Genomic DNA, 22,323 nt, shown 5'->3' with positions numbered 1-22,323 from the left:
TTCGTCCTTCGTTAGACGCAAAGTTTTAAAATTCAATAAACACTTCATGTTGTTGACCATCTCTCTCGACAACGAGGTTTAGCTCTGTCAGCTCTGAGATAGAACGGAATATGTTGCCCATAGCGGCGGGGTCTGTCAGGTCTTGACCATTTAACTGAGTAGCAATATCTCCGCTTTGGAGCCCTACTGAGTTAAAAAGTTCTGAATCTTTGCCAGGGCTCACACGATAACCAATAACGCTATCGTCTCGCTTCACCTGAGACAGGCGAACATATTGGAAGATTTGTTGCGGGTCTTGCATTATCTTCGCTTTAATTTCATCAAGCTTCTCTTCTGCAGAAGCCGGGTTATTACCACGAACCGAAGAAGAGCTACGAGGTGACGCAGGCGCTGATACCGCTAAACGCTTGTACTCAATACCTTCAAGCATCAGGGTTTCGTCTCTTCCTGAATTATCAATGATCACGCGGTCGATTAATACGGCTTTTAGCTTGGCTCGGGTGCCTTCAATCTCTTCATTAATCCCGTAGGTCGCTTGCGTACCGCGATTCGCGATCACCGCTAAGCTCAATTTTGGATTCGAGCTGGAGACTGCACCCACCAAAACGAGGTTTAATCTTGTCTTAGGCGCATCTTGGATAACTTGCTGTTCAACCACAGCGGGCGTGCTTGGGTTATAAGCACCAAACATATTGCTCTGCTGCAAAGAAGAAATATCAAGGGTCGATTGAGGTGCTGAAGACGATGAAGCCGTTGCTACCCAAGGCACAACAGTTTGCTCAGCAGGTTCGATAAACCATGCAAGCTGTCCTAAAATCCATGCGGAAGCTGCAATCAATACACAACAGGTCGCTAAGCTTAGTTTCTGCTGAAGTACAAATCCATTCTCTAATAAGCGGCTCAACATAGGAGAATTCCCTATGCGATTTTTGAGCTCCAAAAAGTTCACTTTCCTTGTCCCTTTTCATGACGACAAACGCTGCAAATCATTAAACTTTCAGCTTTTTTATTCATTCGTTCAATACCAAGCTTATCTAAGCAATAAGATCCTGAACTATACCATAGCAAATCGGTAAATCGGTATAACATGGCTATTTTGTATTATGACTTGAAAAAAATGCCAACCGCCTCCACTTTAAGCTTCTACTTAATGTGATAAGCATCATCAAAAAAACATGTTGCGCACTGTTCATTACAGTTAAACCGCATTCATTTCTTACTTAATAAGGCGCAGCCCTATATGAAAACTGCTAATGAAGCTGTCAGACTCGATAAATGGTTGTGGGCAGCACGCTTTTATAAAACTCGTTCAATTGCTCGCAACATGGTCGATGGTGGTAAAGTCCACTATAATGGTCAGCGCAGCAAACCCAGCAAAATCGTAGAACTTGGGGCAGTGATTACCCTGCGCCAAGGGAATGAAGAAAAGACGGTCACCATAGAGAAAATATCCGCACACCGCGGCGGAGCGCCAGTCGCTCAAACCCTCTATGAAGAAACCACCGAAAGCTTGGCAAAAAGAGAAGAGTTTGCCACACAACGTAAGCTAAATGCTCATAGCCCAGCACCAGAACGTCGTCCAGATAAAAAGCAACGTCGTGACATCATCAAGTTCAAGACTCAATAAGCTAGAAGGAATAGCCAAATGGCAGACCCAATGTCTACAAGTAATGTTTTAAATCGCTACCTATTTGAAGATCTATCAGTACGTGGTGAATTGGTACAAATCGATGAAGCGTACCAACAAATTATTTCTAGCAAGGAATACCCAGCACCAGTTCAAAAGCTACTGGGTGAGCTATTGGTTTCAACGACGTTATTAACAGCAACCCTAAAGTTTGAAGGCTCTATCACGATGCAACTGCAAGGTGATGGTCCAGTATCTCTCGCTGTTATTAATGGCGATAACGATCAGAAGATCCGTGGTGTTGCTCGCTTTGACGGTGATATTGCTGACGACGCTGGCCTTCACGACCTAATAGGTAAAGGCCACCTAGTGATCACAATCGATCCTAAAAAAGGTGAGCGTTACCAAGGCATCGTTGGTCTTGAAGGTGACACGTTAGCGGAAGTACTTGAAGGTTACTTCGCTAACTCAGAACAGCTTAAGACTCGTCTATGGCTACGCACTGGCGAACATGAAGGTAAAGCTCACGCTGCAGGTATGCTTTTACAAGTTATGCCTGACGGCACAGGTACGCCAGATGATTTCGAACATCTAGAGCAACTAACCGACACCGTTAAAAACGAAGAGTTGTTCTCTTTAGAAGCTAACGAACTGCTTTACCGTTTGTACAACCAAGAAAAAGTACAGCTGTTCACACCACAGCCTGTTGAGTTCTTCTGTGGCTGTTCGCGTGATCGAAGCGCTGCGGCTATCATTACCGTTGCTCAAGAAGAGATCTACGACATTCTAAGTACGGAAGGTAGCGTGGGCCTACACTGTGATTACTGTGGCACAAATTACTCGTTCGACAAGAATGATGTGGATGCTCTGTACGCAGAAGCGGCAGATAAAGGCAGCAATACGGTTCATTAATTTACGGCGTACCAAAAACACGTAATTTACCCCAAAAAGGTCAGCACTCAGCTGGCCTTTTTTGTGATCAAAATAGCGCAAACTCCGTAACATCTCGTAATAAAATCACCGCTTAATTTTAATCAATTAATAATGTTCTCGCCCCTAGCGCAAAGGTTTGCGTACAGGATAGACTAGTTGGGCCAATATGTGACGAGGCGCTTAAAACCCTAAGGTTAATATGGATATTTTTTGAGCTGTATCCCTGTTTCCCCCGAGCCTCGTTGCTAGCATGGTGAGCAGATAACAATAAAAAATTATTACAAAATCCCTACAAAATATCCTACAAGGAGCACCTATGACCGTTATGGAACATACTAAGGCTGCACAAATTGATCTAACTAAGCACGGACTGACTGGCGTTACTGAAGTTCTTCGTAATCCTAGCTACGAGCAGTTATTCGTTGAAGAAACACTGCCAGGTTTAGAAGGCTACGAAAAAGGCGTAGTAACAGAACTAGGCTCTGTTGCGGTAGACACTGGTATCTTTACTGGCCGCTCACCAAAAGATAAGTACATTGTTAAAGATGACACGACCCGCGATACCATGTGGTGGTCAGATCAAGGCAAAAATGACAACAAACCGATTACAACTGAAGTATGGAGTGAGCTGAAAGAGCTTGTGACAACTCAGCTATCTGGCAAGCGCCTGTTTGTCATTGACGGTTACTGTGGTGCTAACCCTGATACGCGCTTAAGTGTACGTATTATCACTGAAGTAGCTTGGCAGGCGCACTTCGTTAAGAACATGTTCATTCGTCCAACTGACGAAGAACTAGCAACGTTCGAACCTGATTTCGTGGTAATGAACGGTGCTAAAACAACCAACCCTAACTGGGAAAAACAGGGCCTAAACTCTGAAAACTTCGTTGCTTTCAACCTAACAGAACGCGTTCAAATCATCGGTGGTACTTGGTACGGTGGTGAGATGAAGAAAGGCATGTTCGCAATGATGAACTACCTACTTCCTCTGCAAGGCATTGCTTCAATGCACTGTAGTGCAAACGTTGGCGAAAAAGGCGATGTAGCCATCTTCTTCGGTCTATCAGGCACAGGTAAAACAACCCTATCAACCGATCCTAAGCGTGAGCTGATCGGTGATGATGAACACGGTTGGGATAACGATGGTATCTTCAACTTTGAAGGTGGCTGTTACGCGAAGACTATCCGTCTATCTAAAGAAGCAGAACCAGAAATCTACAATGCTATCCGCCGTGATGCACTGCTAGAAAACGTCACGGTTCGTGGTGATGGCTCTATCGATTTTGATGACGGTTCAAAAACTGAGAACACTCGTGTTTCTTACCCGATTCACCACATCGACAACATCGTTAAACCAGTATCAAAAGCAGGTCACGCTCAAAAGGTTATCTTCCTAACTGCGGATGCATTCGGTGTGCTACCGCCAGTTTCTAAACTGACTCCAGAGCAAACGAAGTACCACTTCCTATCTGGCTTCACTGCAAAGCTAGCGGGTACAGAGCGCGGTATTACTGAGCCAACACCAACGTTCTCTGCGGCATTTGGTGCGGCATTCCTAACTCTTCACCCAACTCAGTACGCTGAAGTGCTTGTGAAGCGTATGGAAGCGGCAGGTGCTGAAGCTTACCTAGTAAACACAGGTTGGAACGGTACTGGTAAACGTATCTCTATCCAAGACACTCGCGGCATCATCGACGCTATCCTAGATGGCTCAATCGACAACGCTGAAACTAAGGTTATCCCTATGTTTAACCTAGAAGTACCGCTAGCGCTGCACGATGTTGACCCAGCGATCCTTGACCCACGAGATACGTACACCGACCCTCTACAATGGGAAAGCAAAGCGAAAGATCTAGCAGAGCGCTTCATCAACAACTTTGATAAGTACACTGACAACGCTGAAGGTAAATCACTGGTTGCGGCTGGTCCTCAACTGGACTAAGCCAACCATCTGCTCGGGCTTAGCCAAAAGCGAACGCCCAATTTAAAATGATATTTTTGTAGCAAGCCCCTCTTTTGAGGGGCTTTTTTGTTGCTGCTTGCCCCTTTTTGTTCCACTCTGTTTTGAGACGATTGAAATTTAAGGCTTTCAAGGAATGAAAAAGGTATTCATGGTGTTCGGCATTGTGTTGGCTATCGCCGTTGCGGTTATCGCAGCGTTGCTATTAAGCCTACAGACCCAATACCGCGCCGATGTTGCTAACTTTTTTATCAAACATACGATTGAACAACCGGTGCTGATTGAAGATGTTGAGTATCAGGCGCCTTATCACATCACCTTGATGGGCATCACCCAAAGCCAATCTGAAAAGCAACCACCTCTGTATATCGACAAGCTCGACATTTGGTTCAGCCCAGACTCTGTTCTTGAAGCTAAGCTAGTGTTGGACTCTGTATTGGTCAGCGGCCTGCAGTTAGAAGCCGACGATCTGGACACACTCACATCAGTGTTTACCCAACCAAACCTCGAGCTCCGTCAGCTAGCGATCAATAACCTAGATTTCTCGACTCCAGACTTTAATGCGCGAGGCATCGACCTTCAGATCGCCGAGCCCGTGTGGGATAACCAAAACTCACTGCTGCCTTATGGCAAAATCCAATTGTCAGCCTCGCAGCTGTATTGGCAAGGCGAAGCCTTCGATAACCTGTTGATAGACCTAGATCTAAAGCCGACTGACAGCACCCTTTATGGCGCTTCATTTGATTGGCGTGGTGCCAAGATTTCTGGGCAAGCCGAACAATATCAACATGATTGGTCTTTGGTGAATGTGACGATTGATGGTTTGCGATTAAATCAAGAACAAACTCAAAATCTATTGAACAAAGAATGGGATGCGGCAGGTATTCAGATCAACCACATCAACAGCTTAGATATCCTGCGTAGCGACATAGAGTGGAAAGATGGTCACTTTGCAGCCTTTGATGCCTCATTAGAAAATATCCAATTGCCCTTTGAACTGTGGAATCAACAGAAAGCCATTTTCTCTCTGCAAGCTGAAGGCGTCACCTTAGATAATGATCAATTCATCGACCCAAGTCTCAAGCTGAACCTAAACCCCAACCAAATTTTGGTTGAAGACTTCTATACACAATTCCTGCAAGGCACTGTTCAGCTCAATGGCGAAGTCACCCCTAGCAGCATTCAATTAGTGCAGTTTGACTTGCAAGGCATCAAGTGGATTACCGAAAACCAAGATAGTCCTCTACCCGCCGCTCGCCTATTACCTTGGCTCACACAACTCCAGAACGTCGAAATTAGCCAGCTTAATATAGAACGCAGCCAACTCATCCAACTTGCAGAAAAACCTTACTGGCAAGTATCAGGGCTACATATCGAAGGGCATCAAGTTCAACTGCTGCAAGATAGAAAGCTAGGTTTATGGCAAGGCAAATTGATGGCCAGCGCCAACGATGCCAGCTACCAAAATATTCTCAGCGCTCAACCTGTGGTTGAAATGAATAGCGAACAAGGGAAATGGACGCTGACACGCCTGTTTATGCCATTAAAGAATGGTTATGTTGAAGCCAATGCAACACTCGATTTTAACCAAATCAGTAAGCCATGGAGTTTAGATATTTCTGCCGATGGGTTACCCATTGCGCCCATGTTACAGCAACTTGAATTACCGCTCGATGCAACCGGTTATGGTGAATTTGAACTTCAAGCCGCAGGTTTATATGGCGACTCACTGATGCTCGGTTACTCAACCACAGGGCAACTCACAGGCAGCGTTCGCCAAGGTGTGATGACCTTTAATGACAAGCTTTCTGAAACATCGACTGATAACGTGTTTGAAATTCCAGATCTTAATGCGCATTTTGACCGTGGACGCTTCACTCTCGAACCGACGCACATCATTGGTGCATCAGCAGTAGAACAAGGCGAACAAAGGATTCAAACGCTCGATGGTGAGGTTTCTGGAGAACTCGATTTGCTAGAAACGACCAAGCACACACTTTCTATCACCTTAACTGACCAATGCAACCAAATTTCAGGAAAGCTCACTCAAGCAGAGTATTCGGAGATTAACGACTGCCAACAAAAAAGCGCCACTCCTCAGGAGTAGCGCTTTCATTCAATATCGACAGCATTACTGGTGATAGCTATTCGCTCACATTAGAATCTGTCGAGAGTATCTTTTTGTAGTCAGGGATCAGCATATAGGTTCCCGTAAACTCTACCGCTTCCACATCACCGCTATGAATGGTCACGTGAATGATGATACGTGCCTTTCTGCCTGATGCGAGGCGGTCCAAGTCACCACTGATCCCATCCAATGAAGTAGAGGCAACAGGGTTTTGCTCAACCGGGTGACGATAACGAATATTACTGTCTGCCAGCACGATGTCACCAGTCAACCCACGCTCTTTCATCAGCAGCCAAGTCATGCCCCAACCGGTTAAGGTCGCTAAGGTAAAGGCGGAGCCTGCAAACATGGTGTTATGAGGGTTCAAATTAGGATTCAGTTGAGCACTACACTCAAATTGGTAACCCGTGTATTGGTTAATCTTGATGCCCATCTTGTCACTGATCGGGATTTGATTTTCCCAGCGCTGTTGTAGCTCATTACACCATTCAGGCTTACGCAGAACGTCTGCCATTGGATCTAGGTGTTTAACCATCTGTTGGTGACGCACAGGACCACGTTGATCGTTAATCTCACCGCGACGTTCAAATTCATTCTTCTCGTAGAATGAAATCGCATCTTCACGTGCATTACACACCAAGCGCTTGGCGCCCTCTTGGCGAGCCAGTGACTCAAGCGCAACTAGAATCAACGAACCCATACCTTTACTACGGCGAGAATTCTTAACCGCCATGTAGCGGATCTGACCTTCTAGATCAGGGGTGATATAAAGACGTCCAATAGCCATCGGGCGACCTCGACCATCAACAATCATGCGATGGTGACTCATTGGGTCATATTCATCGCGCTCTGAACCTACCGGCATTCGCCAAGGTTCACGGAGCATCTGCCAACGAAAATGGTAATACTTATTTAACTGATTTTCGGTAGTTGGTGTTATGAGTTTAAACATGCTTATTCCTTTAAGCCTAAACCTGCAGCCAAAATGTCACTGGGCCATCATTAACCAAAGACACTTTCATGTCGGCTGCGAATCGGCCACGTTCCGTTGGCAACACGGATTCACATTGGTCAGAGAAATAGTTATATAAACGCTCGGCATCTTCTGGGTGAGCACCGCGAGAAAATCCTGCTCGTGTCCCTTTCTTGGTGTCAGCTGGCAGAGTGAATTGAGACACCACTAATACCTTACCTTCTACCTGCTTCACGTTGAGGTTCATTTTATCGTCTTCATCTCCAAAGACACGATAAGTGGTCACTCGTTCCATCAAACGTTTGGCTTTGGCTTCGTCATCACCTTTTTCTACGCCTAACAGAACCAATAAGCCTTGCTCAATCTCACCAACTACTTCGCCATCAACACGGACGGCAGCTTCACTTACTCTCTGGATCAGTGCTATCACTGTTGTTTCCTTGCTCTGTAATTTTGTCGTTATCCGTTGAGTGTACCATTTCTTGCGGGCCACTCCACTGTTCCTGCTCACCAAGCGCAGCGGTCACTTCAGCACCAACCAGCACAATCAGCCAGCACAAATACACCCAGACAAAAAGAATCGGAATTGCCGCTAATGCGCCATAAATCAACTGGTAAGAAGGAAATTGCGTAATGTAGGCTGCAAAGCCTTTCTTACTGAGTTCGAACAACAGAGCCGCAACCAGAGAACCCGCCGCCGCATGAGAAAAATGTATCTTTTTGTTTGGAACAAGCAGGTATAAGCCAAAGAACGAAAAGAAAGAGAGAATCAAAGGAAGCTTGCGAATCACAGTATTAAAGGCGCCAGACACCACTTCGTTTTGCAGCAAACTCAATGATGTCACATAAGACGTTGCAGCAATACTCGCCCCAACTAAAATAGGCCCAAGCGTGAGCACCATCCAGTACATAGAGAAAGACAGCACCGCTCGTCGTTTCTCATCGACTCGCCAGATGTAGTTTAAGTTCTTATCAATATTAGAGATCAGCATCAGTGCTGCAATGAATAAGAACACACTACCCACCGCCGTCATTTTTCCGGTATTGGCAACGAACTCTAACAAAGCACCGTGTACTGCATCCCCAGACGCGGGAACAAAGTTGGTAATAACGAAGTTTTGAATCACGAGCCCAACATCAGCAAAGATGGAAAATGAAGACAAGATAGAAAGCAGAACCGTCAACATAGGAACGATCGAGAGCAAAGTAATGTACGCCAAATAGCCCGCATTCACATTAACTCTATCGTGCGTCATTCGCGCCAAAAGATAGCGAGAAAACTGAATACTGAGTGTGGCGACCTTTTTTATCTTCAACTTGTAACTCCCTGGTAACTCGTTCATAGTCCTAATTAATATTTCGACATATCAATCACAGTAAGTAAATGTTCAAAAATAGCGTAGGAAAAAGGTTTGAGAACAAGGCAGCTTTTTTTGATAAGTAGTTATTCTACAATCAAAAATTCTAACGCCGTTATCGAGCATTTTAACAAGCTAGGTTGAGCAGTTATTTACTACGATTGATATTATTTAACTATAGGAAACTAGGATGCCTTATTTAATAGTTATAGTCCTCTCTATTTTTTCTCTAACTGGATGCCAGTCCGCTTATTACTCCGCCATGGAGCAAGTGGGTTACCACAAGCGCGACATTATGGTCGATAGAGTGGAAGACGCTAAAGAGTCGCAGCAGGATGCTCAGGAAGAGTTTACCAGCGCACTTGAAGCCTTGAGTAGCCTGACTAACTTCAGTGGTGGCGACCTTGAAGACATGTACAACAAGATCAATGATAAATACCAAGACAGCGAGAAAGCCGCACAAAATGTCAGTGACCGCATTGCTGCGATTGAAGACGTGTCCGATGCGCTATTTGAAGAGTGGCAGGGTGAGTTAGATCTCTACACCAGTGATTCACTGCGTCGTTCAAGTGAGCAAAAGCTGCGAGAAACCAAATCGTCTTACCAAACCATGCTGTCAGCGATGAAACGAGCTGAGAAGAAAATGGACCCTGTTCTCAACACCCTTCGTGACAATACGCTTTATCTCAAGCACAACCTCAATGCGAGTGCTGTTGGTTCGTTGCAGGGTGAATTTATGAGCTTAGAAAAAGACATCGCCTATGCAATAGAGCAGATGAATGCGGCAATAGCAGAGTCGGATAAATTCCTAGCTCAACTCAATCAGAAATAGTGCCATTAGAAACGAATTAAGATAAATCCGTATGAACCCAATCATTATTACTGGCGGCCCAGGGGCTGGCAAAACCACACTAATTAATGCCTTGGGTGACATGGGTTACCCGATCTTCGCTGAGTCCTCTCGCCAGTTGATAGAACAGCAGAGCCAACTTGAGAACGGTATCTTACCTTGGTTAGACCTACCGGGCTTTGCTCGCTTGTGTCTCACTGTCATGAATGAGCAAAAGGAACAGGCCAACCAGCATCCGGTTGCGTTTCTCGACCGTGCTATCCCAGATATCTGCGGTTACTTAGCTCAGGCGAACCTCGATATTAATGAGAACTACCGAGAAGCGAGCAAGGGCTATCACTCCCAAGTTCTATTCTGTCGCCCTGAGGCTTCTATCTATGTTCAAGATGAAGTACGCCCTTATCCGTTTGAGGAAGCACTAGAGATTCACCACGCGTTAGTAACAGTCTACCAAGAACTTGGTTATGAGGTGGTTGAGGTGCCATTTATGCCAGTCGAAGAACGGGCTCTATTTGTTAAAAGCCTCCTAGGTATCAAAAGCTAGATCCCCAACTCGCTCGTTCCTCCCTCTTGAGGATGACGACTCGATGAATAGAGATGAAACACGCTCTTCGTATCTCGCATCTCGTTTACCCGTATCTATGCTAACACCACATAAAACAAAAGCCCCGAGCAGCTAGGCTACTCGGGGCTTTCTTATCTACTTAGCTAGAAGCCAGTCAGCTGGCAATTAAGCCTTAGCTGGACGTGCTGCACGCTTACGTTCGTTTTCAGTAAGAAGTTTCTTACGGATACGTACGTTAAGTGGTGTTACTTCTACTAGTTCATCTTCATCGATAAACTCAAGAGCTTGCTCTAGAGTGTGCTTGATCGGTGGAGAAAGAACTTGTGCTTCATCAGTACCAGATGCACGAACGTTCGTTAGTTGCTTACCTTTCAGACAGTTTACTGTCAGGTCGTTTGAACGGTTGTGAATACCGATTACTTGACCTTCATAAACTTCATCAGCGTGCTCTGTGAATAGACGACCACGAGCTTGAAGGAAGAACAATGCATAAGTCAGTGCTTTACCAGTCGCGTTCGAGATTAGAACACCGTTGTTACGCTGACCAATGATACCGCCTTTGTAAGGACCGTAGTGATCGAACGAGTGGTAAATAAGACCAGAACCAGACGTCATTGTAAGGAATTCAGTTTGGAAACCGATAAGACCACGAGAAGGCATCATGAAGTCCATGCGAACACGGCCTTTACCATCTGGTGCCATATCTGTTAGCTCACCCTTACGTAGACCGATGCTTTCCATGATCGCACCTTGGTGCTCTTCAACTACATCGATAGTAACCGTTTCGAACGGTTCCATTTTCTGACCATCTTCTTCTTTGATGATTACTTCTGGACGAGAAACTGCTAGCTCGAAACCTTCACGACGCATGTTTTCGATCAGGATAGAAAGGTGAAGCTCACCACGGCCTGATACGCGGAAACGGTCTGGACTTTCAGTTTCTTCAACACGTAGTGCAACGTTATGAACCAATTCTTTTTCAAGACGCTCAAGGATGTTACGTGAAGTTACAAACTTACCTTCTTTACCCGCGAACGGAGAAGTGTTTACTTGGAAAGTCATTGTTACTGTTGGTTCATCAACAGACAGTGGTTCCATTGCTTCAACATTGTTTACGTCACAGATAGTGTCTGAAATTTTCAGCTCACCAAGACCAGTGATTGCAATAATGTCGCCAGCGTTAGCTTGTTCTACTTCGTGACGCTCAAGACCTAGGTAACCAAGTACAGTACCTACTTTACCGTTACGTTTCTTGCCTTCAGCATTCACGATAGTTACTTGTTGGTTTGGCTTAACAGAACCACGAGTAACACGAGCAACACCGATAACACCTACGTAAGAGCTGTAATCAAGTTGCGAAATTTGCATTTGTAGTGGACCGTCAAGGTCAACTGCAGGCGCTTCAACTGTATCAACAACAGCTTGGAACAATGGTTCCATGTCTGTGCCAACTGCGCCTTCTTCCATTGTTGCCCAACCGTTTAGAGCTGAAGCGTAAACAACTGTGAAGTCTAGTTGCTCATCAGTAGCACCTAGGTTGTCGAAAAGGTCAAATACTTGATCCATAACCCAATCAGGACGAGCACCAGGACGGTCAATCTTGTTGATTACAACGATTGGCTTAAGACCGTGTGCGAATGCTTTTTGCGTTACGAAACGAGTTTGAGGCATTGGGCCGTCAACTGCATCTACGATCAGAAGAACTGAATCAACCATAGACATGATACGCTCAACTTCACCGCCGAAGTCCGCGTGTCCCGGAGTATCTACGATGTTGATGCGGTAATCATTCCAGTTGATTGCTGTGTTCTTAGCAAGGATTGTAATGCCACGCTCTTTTTCGATGTCATTCGAATCCATGACACGCTCTTCAGCTTCACCACGAGACTCAAGAGTGCCTGACTGTTGTAGCAGTTTATCAACCAAAGTCGTTTTACCGTGGTCAACGTGCGCGATGATCGCGATATTTCTTAACTTATCAATCTGTGGAGTAGACATGGATTCTCGATTCACTCATAAAAGTAGCCGTCACTTATCCAAAAGTTTGGATAATAACCGCTAGCTTGATTTAAAAAACGGTCAATAATATACCAGATTCTAGACAAAAACCCAGAAATATGTGATCTGAACCGAGGCTTTTTTCTTTATTAGCGATTCATATCCGCTTAACTTTGATTCAGTACAGTGTTGAGTAGCTAAATTCGTAGGACCCTAAAAAGTATCACCTGCGAGTGGCAAGCCAAATCTCCGGCAAAATAACAAAAGTGGATTGACAACTTAGGCAATTCATTGCTGAATGGTGCTCGCTCGTGTCTCATATTGGTGCACAGACAAACGATTGCACCAATAAGGTGCGAGTGAAGATCATTTTGGTGCAAAAACCAGATAAGGCAAAACAGAAAAACAACTAAATTATTGAAATTAATGGAATAATTTTTTTGGCACGTTTTTGGCTATAGATAAATCAGCATCGATTAATGCACTTATAGACATTAATCAATGCTAGTTTCAACCGAATCGAGCTAATACCGAATTAATAACACTGGAGGTTATCCAAGATGTCAGTAGAAAATGTACTATCCCTGATCCAAGAGAACGAAGTTAAATTTATCGACTTACGTTTTACTGATACAAAAGGTAAAGAGCAGCATATCTCTATTCCTTCTCACCAAGTTGATGCAGACTTCTTCGAAGAAGGCAAAATGTTTGACGGCTCTTCAGTAGCTGGTTGGAAAGGCATTAATGAATCTGACATGGTAATGATGCCAGACGCAGCTTCTGCTGTACTGGACCCATTCACAGAAGACGCAACGCTAAATATCCGTTGTGACATCCTTGAGCCTGCAACAATGCAAGGCTACGACCGTGACCCACGTTCTATCGCTAAACGTTCTGAAGAATACCTACGTTCTACAGGTATCGCTGACACAGTTCTAGTGGGTCCAGAGCCAGAATTCTTCCTATTTGATGACGTTAAGTTCTCAAACGACATGTCTGGTTCTTTCTTCAAGATTGATGACGTAGAAGCAGCTTGGAACACAGGTTCTGACATCGAAGGCGGTAACAAAGGTCACCGTCCTGGCGTTAAAGGCGGTTACTTCCCAGTAGCTCCTGTAGATTCATCTCAAGACATCCGTTCAGCAATGTGTCTAGTAATGGAAGAGATGGGCCTAGTAGTTGAAGCTCACCACCACGAAGTAGCAACTGCGGGTCAAAACGAAATCGCAACTCGCTTCAACACGCTAACAGCGAAAGCTGATGAAACTCAAATCTACAAGTACGTTGTACACAACGTTGCTCACGCATTTGGTAAAACAGCGACATTCATGCCTAAGCCACTAGTTGGTGACAACGGTTCTGGTATGCACGTTCACCAATCTCTAGCAAAAGACGGCGTTAACCTGTTTGCTGGTGATAAGTACGGCGGCCTATCTGAAATGGCTCTTTACTACATCGGTGGTGTAATCAAGCACGCTCGTGCAATCAACGCGTTTGCTAACCCATCAACTAACTCGTACAAGCGTCTTGTACCTGGTTTCGAAGCACCGGTAATGCTTGCTTACTCAGCACGTAACCGTTCAGCTTCTATCCGTATCCCAGTAGTACCAAGCCCTAAAGCACGTCGTATCGAGCTACGTTTTGGTGACCCAGCAGCTAACCCATACCTATGCTACTCAGCAATGCTTATGGCTGGCCTTGACGGTATCAAGAACAAGATTCACCCAGGCGAAGCTATGGATAAAGATCTATACGACCTTCCTGCAGAAGAAGCAGCTGAGATCCCAACAGTTGCAGAATCTCTACAGCAAGCTCTAGCAGCGCTTAGCGAAGACCGTGAGTTCCTAACAGCTGGCGGCGTATTCTCTGACGATTTCATCGATTCTTACATCACTCTGAAATCTGACGACGTACAACGCGTGAACATGGCTACACACCCACTTGAGTTTGAACTGTACTACTCAGTTTAATCCTCGATTAATAATCGTGTAGTGACTCTTACTGCAACATGTAAGAAGTGCTAAAAAATATTAGGCTCGCCTCGCAGGTGGGCCTTTTTTATATTCTCTCGACGCTCCCCTCCTCGTACCATACCTTAGACAAAAGTCCTCAGAGGCTGTCGCGCTAAATACAATAAAACCAACGCCAAACGTGAAATCACCTAGCTGTGAAAAGAGGCTAAAGATATGAAAAATATACTGTTCCTGATCGGGTTAACAGTCGCACTCTCATGCTCTGCTCAAACGGTGTATACCTGGGTAGATGAAGATGGCGTGCTCCACTTTAGTGATAACCCTAGCGATCAAGATGCCGAGGCCCTTCGCCTGCCAGATGTGCAAGCTTCAGCACCCGCCCCTAAATTTGAAGCCTCTACTCCGGTTGACGCCACGGCTTCATCTACAACTAAAACGGCAGCGCCAGATAAAAATCAAGCAGGAACAGAAACCACAGAACGCGAGGTTCCCACTCAATTAGCCCTTACCATGCTGACTCCAATTCATGATCAAACTATTCGCAGCAACCGTGGCTTAATCCCGATTCAGATAGATCTCAACCGAAAACTTGGTATAGGGGAGCAATTACAATTAATACTTGATGGCCGTCGATATGGCGCCCCACAGACCCAACCTATTTGGGAATTAAAAGACATCGATCGAGGTACTCACACCATTGCAATTCAAGCACATAGAAGCGGCAAGCTTATTGCATCTACTAGTCCAGTCACCGTGTATTTACATCGAGCGACGATCAAGTAGGCCTGTGTGTTAAAAGAGACTGAATTACCTCAACTTTTCACCTGTTCTCAACAGCTTTCAGCAGCTTTAATGAATTAACTTTAGCTTCTGATTAATATGCGCCATACTTGAACTTAGCTACGCACCAAATTGGTGCAGAAAGAAAACACCAGTTCAAGGACGAAATAGTGAATCGATCAGCGAAACGCGACAGCATAGATACACATCAACTTTCCAGCGCCATTCTCGACAATATGGTGACCTCGACCTTGATGCTCGATGAACAACTGTATGTGCGATACGCCAACCCATCGGCTGAACAACTCTTTTCACAAAGCGCGAGACGCATCGTTGATCATCCATTGAGTCAACTCATCCAACATGCCTCTCTCGATTTAGCCCTCCTGACACAACCTCTGCAAAGTGGCCAGAGCATTACCGACAGTGATGTTACCTTTGTTGTCGATAATCGCCCACTGATGCTTGAAGTCACAGTTAGCCCAATATCTTGGCAACGTGAAACCTTGTTATTGGTAGAGATGCGCAAGATAGACCAGCAAAGACGTCTTAGCCAAGAACTCAACCAACATGCACAACAACAAGCGGCTAAGTTGCTAGTACGCGGGTTAGCACATGAAATTAAGAATCCATTAGGCGGCTTGAGAGGTGCGGCGCAGTTACTTGGAAAAATGCTTCCTGATCAGTCTCTTAATGAATATACACAGATCATTATTGAGCAAGCCGACCGCCTAAGAGCTTTGGTCGACCGCTTGCTTGGCCCTCAGAAGCCGGGGACTAAGTCAGAAGAGAACCTCCATCAGATACTTGAGAAAGTAAGACAGTTGGTAGAGCTTGAATCAGGCTCAACACTGGCTATTGAAAGGGATTACGACCCTAGCCTACCGGACATCTTGATGGATTCGGCACAGGTTGAACAAGCGATGCTTAATATTGTGAGCAACGCAGCGCAGATTTTAAAGACTCAGGATTCTGGAAAAATCACTATTCGCACCAGAACGGTGCATCAAGCAAATATTCATGGGCAGCGACACAAACTCGCGGCTCGTATTGAGATCAGCGATAACGGTCCGGGTATCCCCGATGATTTAAAAGACACCCTGTTTTATCCAATGGTCAGCGGACGAGAAGGTGGAACGGGGCTGGGGCTATCGATTTCTCAAAACCTGATCGATCAACACAATGGGAAAATTGATGTTGAAAGCTGGCCGGGCAACACCACATTCACGATTTACCTTCCGATTTAGGTCACCAGAACTTCGCGATTAGACAGCGAGATGAAAGGCTTAACTCGGTAACACAAAGATTAAGACATCATAAAAACAACAATGATTATCACAATAGATTTGGCTGCAAAGGAATTGAATTATGAGTAAGGGATACGTTTGGGTCGTCGATGACGACAGCTCTATCCGTTGGGTAGTAGAGAAAACGCTTTCATCTGCGGATATAAAGTGTGAAACATTTGCTGATGCTGAGAGCGTGTTGCTTGCGCTTGAGCGTGAGACACCTGACGTATTGGTGTCTGATATTCGCATGCCTGGCATCGACGGAATTGAACTGTTACAACAAGTTCACCAGCGCTCTCCCGACCTGCCCGTGATCATTATGACCGCGCACTCAGACCTTGATGCGGCGGTGAATGCTTATCAAAAAGGCGCCTTTGAATATCTACCAAAGCCGTTCGATATTGATGAGACATTGACTCTAGTAGAACGAGCAATCGCGCACAGCCAAGAGCAGAAACGCGAGCAAGCAAGTGAAGTCGCTGAAGACACCAACGCACCAGAAATCATCGGTGAAGCACCAGCAATGCAGGAGGTTTTCCGGGCTATTGGCCGTTTGTCTCGCTCATCCATATCCGTGCTGATCAATGGTGAATCGGGTACCGGTAAAGAATTGGTCGCTCACGCTCTGCATCGTCACAGCCCAAGAGCTAAAAAACCTTTCATTGCCTTGAACATGGCAGCAATTCCCAAAGATCTGATCGAGTCTGAACTGTTTGGCCACGAGAAAGGCGCCTTTACTGGTGCTAACAGCGTTCGCCAAGGGCGCTTCGAACAAGCCAACGGCGGTACACTATTTCTTGATGAGATCGGCGATATGCCACTCGATATTCAAACTCGCTTACTACGTGTACTTTCTGATGGCCAATTTTATCGTGTCGGTGGACACTCTGCGGTTAAGGTTGACGTTCGTATCGTTGCCGCAACCCACCAAGATCTTGAACGATTGGTGCATGAAGGCGACTTCCGTGAAGACCTTTTCCACCGACTCAACGTTATCCGAATCCATATCCCGGCACTGCGTGAACGTAAACAAGACATTGAAAAGCTGACTCATCACTTCCTAGCATCCGCCGCCGAAGAGCTCGGTGTAGAAGTGAAGACACTGCATCCTGAGACCATTTTGAAGCTCAACCAGCTCAATTGGCCAGGTAACGTGCGTCAGCTTGAGAACATTTGTCGTTGGCTCACCGTGATGGCGAGCGGAAGCGAAATTCTCCCTTCAGACCTGCCACCAGAGCTGTTGGAAGAGAAAGTAGTGACCACTTCTGGTACCGGAGATAACTGGCAACAACTGCTCGCTAATTGGGCAAAGTGTGCGCTTGATTCAGGAGAAAAAGAACTGCTGACTTATGCTCTGCCAGAGTTTGAACGTATACTGCTAGAGGCTGCACTCCACCATACTAATGGTCATAAACAGGACGCAGCTAAGGTTTTGGGATGGGGAAGAAATACCCTAACTCGTAAACTCAAAGAACTGTACTAGACCTTATATGATTCTCGATGCAGCTACTTTTTAACCAAAAAAGTGTCGCTTGGTTTGGATAGTATCGGTACAATTACAGTACACTATTCACCAAAGTTGTAGCTAAAGATGTCTTTGAAAACACAAATTACTTTGAGATCCGCAGTGGTTCTGCCATTCGTGATGATTTTTCTGTTCACTATGGGCGTAATGGTTTTCACTCAAAAGCTAAGCTACAAAGAGATGGTGAGTGATGTTAGTGCACGCCAACTGACATCACTGACTGACAATGTTCATCAAAGCCTGTCTAATTTTTTAGAAAAGCCATTTCACGCGAACCTCTCGCTCAGTCATAACATCGGCTACCACCATCTTTATCAAGCGGGCAATCTTAGTAAGGTCCAAGACTATATTTTTTATACGTTTTCAGACCATTACACTGCTGTACCTCAACTCGATGTGATCGGCTTTGGTTCTGAAGATGGTAACTACGTCGGTTTCCGTAAAGAAGCCAACAAAGGCTACACCTTGATGGTGCAAGACGAACGCACCAATGATCAGTTGGTCATTTACCGTGGCAGCAATATTAGTGAAGACATTCGATCGGTGATATCAGGTTACGATCCAAGAATCCGTCCTTGGTACACCCCCGTTGCGACACAGAAAAAAGCAGTATGGTCACCAATTTATGCTAATGCTGACGAACGCCAAGAAATCACCTTATCTGCTCTCGCGCCTATCTATGATGATAATGAATTCAAAGCCGTCGTCGTCAGCGACATCAAGATTAATACCTTCAATGCGTTTCTCAGAAAACTCAAAGATAGAACAGATGCCTCTGTTTATATCATCGATAAGCAGCAACGCTTGGTCGCGCACTCAGGCGGAGGCAGTGTCGTTTCATGGGGAACAGGAAAAACGGACAAAGGCCAACGCTTACTGGCAACAGAGAGTGCTAACCCAGTCATACGTGAAAGTGCTAGCTACGTAGACCAATTCCACCTAATCGATAATTTGGGCGAGCAGCGCTTTAACTTCCGCCTAGACAACGAACGATACTTCAACCAAATCACCCCCTACGAAGATGAGCATGGCCTCACGTGGTTTATTGGGGTTTCGATCCCTGAAAGCTATCTGCTCGGTGAATTGCCAGAAAATCAAAGAAACAGTTGGTTGCTCGGGCTAGCACTGAGTTGCCTTGGGGTCATTGCAGGATTAGTTGCCTTTAATCGCGTAACCCAACCCATCACCTCGACAGCAGATGCAGCCAAACGCCTTGCTAAAGGCGATTGGGACACGAGTATGCCAAAGACGGGGCATATCTATGAAACCAGCATGTTAGTGGAGTCATTCAATGAAATGGCCAACAACTTAAAGGCCTCGTTTCACGCATTACAGTCTCAGCTTACCTATGATTCATTAACCAAGCTATACAGCCGTGAAGGCTTTATTGATGCGGCCAAGAAACACCCTAACAACGAAGAAGGCACGCTGTATCTGATTGGTATCGATCGCTTTCGAGACATCAATGACAGCCTTGGTCATTACAATGGTGACCAGCTACTTATCATTGCGGCCGCTCGTTTAAGAGGCACACTGCCATCCGAATACCTGCTAGCTCGAACTGGTGGTGATGAGTTTGCCATCTACGCGCCAAACGTTACGCAAAGCGATGATGTTCAGCTACTGACTAACCGCTTACTTCAAACCTTCGCCTCCCCATTTTCAATGGAATCGGAAAGCGTGGTGATTAAGGTATCGATGGGGATAGTGAATGTCTCGAATCTCCACGACATTACACTCCTGCTACGCAGCAGCAGCATTGCACTGAGCAACGCGAAACAAGACAAAACCAGTGTCAGCATTTACAGCCCTGAGATGGGTAACGCATCGAGACATCGCACCAAGATGCTAGCGCGAATGAACCGAGCGATTGAGCTCCAACAGTTCGAACCGTTTTACCAGCCTATTATTGATCTGGAATCCGGCTCAACCATAGGGGCAGAAGCTTTAGCACGCTGGATAACCGATGAAGGGGTGCTCTCTCCGCTCGAGTTTATTCCCCTCGCGGAAGAGAACGGGCTCATTTACGATATCGGAAAACAAATTCTGCATAAGTCCTGTCGAGATACAGCCATCGCGATTGAGTCAGGAAAGTGGAGCAAAGACTTCTCGATTCACGTCAATCTATCGGTCGACCAGCTAAGCGAAAGTGGCTTTGTTGAACAAGTAAAAGGCACGCTGCGAGACACCAAGCTGCCAGCGAGTAACCTGACACTAGAGATCACCGAATCACGTATCGTCGACAACGACCCGACCATCATCGATAACATGCTGACACTAAAGGCATTAGGGATCTCAATCGCAATTGATGATTTTGGTACTGGCTACTCTTCCCTAGCCTATCTGCAAAAGCTGCCATTTGATTGCCTGAAGATCGATCGTAGCTTCGTTAGCAAGCTCAACAAAGAGAGCCTCGACAGCTCCATCGTGGCGGCCATCGTTAACATCACTAAGGGTTTCAAAGTAAGCTTGGTGGCAGAAGGCGTTGAAACACAGCAACAGGCTGAACTCCTCAAGCAACTGCAGTGCCCGCTGGCTCAAGGTTTCTTATACAGTCGTCCAGTTCCATTTGACCAATGGCCAACCGACCTCAGCAATGTTCAAAAGAATGCCAACGCTCAACAAAATACCAAAAGTAAACAAAGCATCAAAGAGAGCGCTACCTAGCCAGGTTGTAGACAGTCTTAGGGTAGCAATACACAGATACAAAAATGCCAGCATGATGCTGGCATTTTTTATGTTTCTATTCTCAATCGAGCGATTAGATAACGCGAGAGAACTGCTGTTGGCGAGCCTTGGCACGTAGATATTTGTCAAAACACATACAGATGTTACGAATCAGCAAACGGCCACGCAGAGTCACGCGGATCTCTTTGTCATCGACTTCAACCAGCTCATCGTTAATGAAGGTTTGTAGAAGCTCTAAGTCTTCCTTGAAGTAACGATTAAAGTTAACCGAGAACTCAGATTCGATCATGGTCTTATCCAGCTTAAAGTTACAGATAAGCTGCTTGATCACTTCACGACGTAGAAGGTCATCGCTATCAAGTGCCACACCTTTCCAAAGTGCGTGGCGCAGGTCATTCACCTGAGCGTAGTATTTCTTCAGCTCTTTTTGGTTTTGTGCGTAAGCATCACCCACCATAGAGATCGCAGAAACACCGAAACCAATTAGGTCAGCTTCGCCTTGGGTAGTGTAGCCTTGGAAGTTACGATGCAGAATGCCTTCACGCTGTGCTACTGCAAGCTCATCTTCAGGTAGAGCAAAGTGGTCCATACCGATGAACTGGTAACCCGCCCCCGTTAGCGTCTCGATGGTATCTTGTAAGATAGCCATTTTCTCTTTCGCTTCTGGTAGGTCTTCGTCTTTAATCTTACGCTGCGCAGCAAACAGCTGAGGCATGTGTGCGTAGTTAAATACCGATAAACGACCTGGTTTCATCTCTAGCACTTGCTTCAATGTTTCAGCGAACAAAGCTTGAGTTTGCTTTGGTAGGCCGTAAATCAAATCAAGGTTAGTTGAGCGGAAACCCAGTTCTTTCGCACGTTGAACCATCGCAATGATGAACTCTTCATCCTGCTCACGGTTAACCAGCTTCTGTACTTCTTTATTGAAATCTTGAACACCAATACTCAGGCGGTTGAAGCCTTCGCTACGCAGGTGATCAAGTACGTCTAGCTCAATCTCACGCGGGTCAACTTCAATGCTGATTTCAGCGTCATCGGTGAAATTAAATTCATCACGCAGAATCATCATCAAGCGAGTGATTTGTGTCTTGGTCAAAAACGTTGGCGTACCACCACCGAAGTGCAATTGCGTCACTTCACGGCCATTCAATAAAGAGGCGCGTTGGCGGATTTCATGTTCAATCACATCAAGGTACTCATCCGCTTTATGCGAGTGACGAGTAATGACTTTATTACAGCCACAGTAGTAACAAAGCTTGTGGCAGAACGGGATATGCACGTAAAGAGAAAGTGGACGCTCAGGGTATTGAGTACACGCCATGTCGTAATCAGCGACGGTAAACGCTTCATGAAACTCCAACGCAGTTGGGTATGAGGTGTAACGAGGTCCCGAATAGTTGTACTTGTTCAAGATCTCTTGATCCCAAACGATTTGCTGATTCGTTGTTACTGGCTTGCTCGACATAGCGGTATTTCCAATTTAGATCCGCGAGAACCTAAGGTCTCTCAAATCATTTTACATACATTAAAATATAGACGGGTTATTTTGCCACACGACCTGTAAGGTCGTTCCAAGACAAAATCAATTTTTTAGACAAAAACTCAGAACTGCTAGCTTGATCACTAACAAAGCGTCGGGATTAACGAGACGCAAAAGGTAAGAAGGCTCATTTAAC

The 22,323-nt window shown here is 45.5% G+C and carries 17 protein-coding genes; 11 read left to right on the top strand and 6 right to left on the bottom strand.

Going from position 1 to position 22,323, the window contains the following annotated elements; translation table 11 throughout:
• Positions 1-25: 25 nt before the first annotated feature.
• On the bottom strand, positions 26-907 hold the full coding sequence (gspC, locus tag OQJ75_RS07240; RefSeq protein WP_265972220.1) for a type II secretion system protein GspC: 882 nt from the start codon (positions 905-907) through the stop codon (positions 26-28).
• 333 nt (positions 908-1,240) lie between these two features.
• On the opposite strand from gspC, the gene hslR reads away from it, so the two are divergent.
• From hslR to OQJ75_RS07220, 4 genes are all read left to right on the top strand, one after another.
• Entirely contained in the window at positions 1,241-1,627 is a 387-nt protein-coding gene (hslR, locus tag OQJ75_RS07235) for a ribosome-associated heat shock protein Hsp15 (RefSeq protein WP_265972221.1), read from the top strand.
• A gap of 18 nt (positions 1,628-1,645) precedes the next feature.
• Entirely contained in the window at positions 1,646-2,539 is an 894-nt protein-coding gene (hslO, locus tag OQJ75_RS07230) for an Hsp33 family molecular chaperone HslO (RefSeq protein WP_248373613.1), read from the top strand.
• A gap of 337 nt (positions 2,540-2,876) precedes the next feature.
• Positions 2,877-4,502: a phosphoenolpyruvate carboxykinase (ATP) gene (gene pckA / locus OQJ75_RS07225; protein WP_265972222.1), complete on the top strand. Its 1,626-nt coding sequence runs from the start codon at positions 2,877-2,879 to the stop codon at positions 4,500-4,502.
• A 154-nt stretch (positions 4,503-4,656) separates the two neighbouring features.
• Positions 4,657-6,627, top strand: a complete 1,971-nt coding sequence (locus tag OQJ75_RS07220) for an AsmA family protein (protein ID WP_265972223.1) — start codon at positions 4,657-4,659, stop codon at positions 6,625-6,627.
• A 37-nt stretch (positions 6,628-6,664) separates the two neighbouring features.
• Here the strand turns inward: OQJ75_RS07220 and OQJ75_RS07215 are convergent, their stop codons facing one another.
• The 3 genes from OQJ75_RS07215 to OQJ75_RS07205 are packed head-to-tail and all read right to left on the bottom strand — an operon-like array spanning position 6,665 to position 8,964.
• Entirely contained in the window at positions 6,665-7,600 is a 936-nt protein-coding gene (locus OQJ75_RS07215; protein WP_248373607.1) for a bifunctional GNAT family N-acetyltransferase/hotdog fold thioesterase, read from the bottom strand.
• Positions 7,601-7,616: 16 nt separating this feature from the next.
• The gene (gene dtd, locus OQJ75_RS07210; protein ID WP_004735590.1) at positions 7,617-8,051 is read right to left on the bottom strand and encodes a D-aminoacyl-tRNA deacylase; all 435 of its coding nucleotides are present in this window, start codon (positions 8,049-8,051) and stop codon (positions 7,617-7,619) included.
• Positions 8,023-8,964 carry a virulence factor BrkB family protein gene (locus OQJ75_RS07205; RefSeq protein WP_248388680.1) on the bottom strand — a complete coding sequence of 314 codons (942 nt, stop codon included), beginning with the start codon at positions 8,962-8,964 and terminating at the stop codon, positions 8,023-8,025. The genes dtd and OQJ75_RS07205 overlap by 29 nt, the downstream gene beginning before the upstream one ends.
• Positions 8,965-9,169: 205 nt before the next feature.
• Here OQJ75_RS07205 and OQJ75_RS07200 point away from each other — a divergent pair, with 205 nt between their 5' ends.
• Positions 9,170-9,811, top strand: coding sequence for a DUF2959 domain-containing protein (locus OQJ75_RS07200; RefSeq protein ID WP_265972230.1), 642 nt, complete (start codon positions 9,170-9,172; stop codon positions 9,809-9,811).
• A gap of 31 nt (positions 9,812-9,842) precedes the next feature.
• A complete protein-coding gene (locus tag OQJ75_RS07195) occupies positions 9,843-10,373 on the top strand; it encodes an AAA family ATPase (protein WP_265972232.1) in 531 nt (176 codons plus the stop codon).
• A 186-nt stretch (positions 10,374-10,559) separates the two neighbouring features.
• Here the strand turns inward: OQJ75_RS07195 and typA are convergent, their stop codons facing one another.
• Positions 10,560-12,392: a translational GTPase TypA gene (typA, locus tag OQJ75_RS07190; protein WP_017107903.1), complete on the bottom strand. Its 1,833-nt coding sequence runs from the start codon at positions 12,390-12,392 to the stop codon at positions 10,560-10,562.
• A 560-nt stretch (positions 12,393-12,952) separates the two neighbouring features.
• Here typA and glnA point away from each other — a divergent pair.
• From glnA to OQJ75_RS07165, 5 genes are all read left to right on the top strand, one after another.
• Positions 12,953-14,362 carry a glutamate--ammonia ligase gene (glnA, locus tag OQJ75_RS07185; RefSeq protein WP_248373600.1) on the top strand — a complete coding sequence of 470 codons (1,410 nt, stop codon included), beginning with the start codon at positions 12,953-12,955 and terminating at the stop codon, positions 14,360-14,362.
• Positions 14,363-14,578: 216 nt separating this feature from the next.
• The gene (locus OQJ75_RS07180) at positions 14,579-15,148 is read left to right on the top strand and encodes a DUF4124 domain-containing protein (RefSeq protein ID WP_248388676.1); all 570 of its coding nucleotides are present in this window, start codon (positions 14,579-14,581) and stop codon (positions 15,146-15,148) included.
• Between the two features lie 167 nt (positions 15,149-15,315).
• Positions 15,316-16,392 (top strand): nitrogen regulation protein NR(II), encoded by a 1,077-nt coding sequence (glnL, locus tag OQJ75_RS07175; RefSeq protein WP_248373596.1) that lies wholly within the window; start codon positions 15,316-15,318, stop codon positions 16,390-16,392.
• Between the two features lie 121 nt (positions 16,393-16,513).
• Positions 16,514-17,917: a nitrogen regulation protein NR(I) gene (glnG, locus tag OQJ75_RS07170; protein ID WP_248373594.1), complete on the top strand. Its 1,404-nt coding sequence runs from the start codon at positions 16,514-16,516 to the stop codon at positions 17,915-17,917.
• A 108-nt stretch (positions 17,918-18,025) separates the two neighbouring features.
• Positions 18,026-20,626 carry a GGDEF and EAL domain-containing protein gene (locus tag OQJ75_RS07165; protein WP_265972234.1) on the top strand — a complete coding sequence of 867 codons (2,601 nt, stop codon included), beginning with the start codon at positions 18,026-18,028 and terminating at the stop codon, positions 20,624-20,626.
• A gap of 94 nt (positions 20,627-20,720) precedes the next feature.
• On the opposite strand, the gene hemN is transcribed toward OQJ75_RS07165, so the two are convergent.
• Positions 20,721-22,112, bottom strand: a complete 1,392-nt coding sequence (gene hemN / locus OQJ75_RS07160; protein WP_248373590.1) for an oxygen-independent coproporphyrinogen III oxidase — start codon at positions 22,110-22,112, stop codon at positions 20,721-20,723.
• Between the last annotated feature and the right edge of the window lie 211 nt (positions 22,113-22,323).

Source organism: Vibrio sp. 14G-20 (genome assembly GCF_026241515.1).
Lineage (GTDB): Bacteria > Pseudomonadota > Gammaproteobacteria > Enterobacterales > Vibrionaceae > Vibrio.
This window is presented reverse-complemented; position numbering and strand designations above follow the sequence as displayed.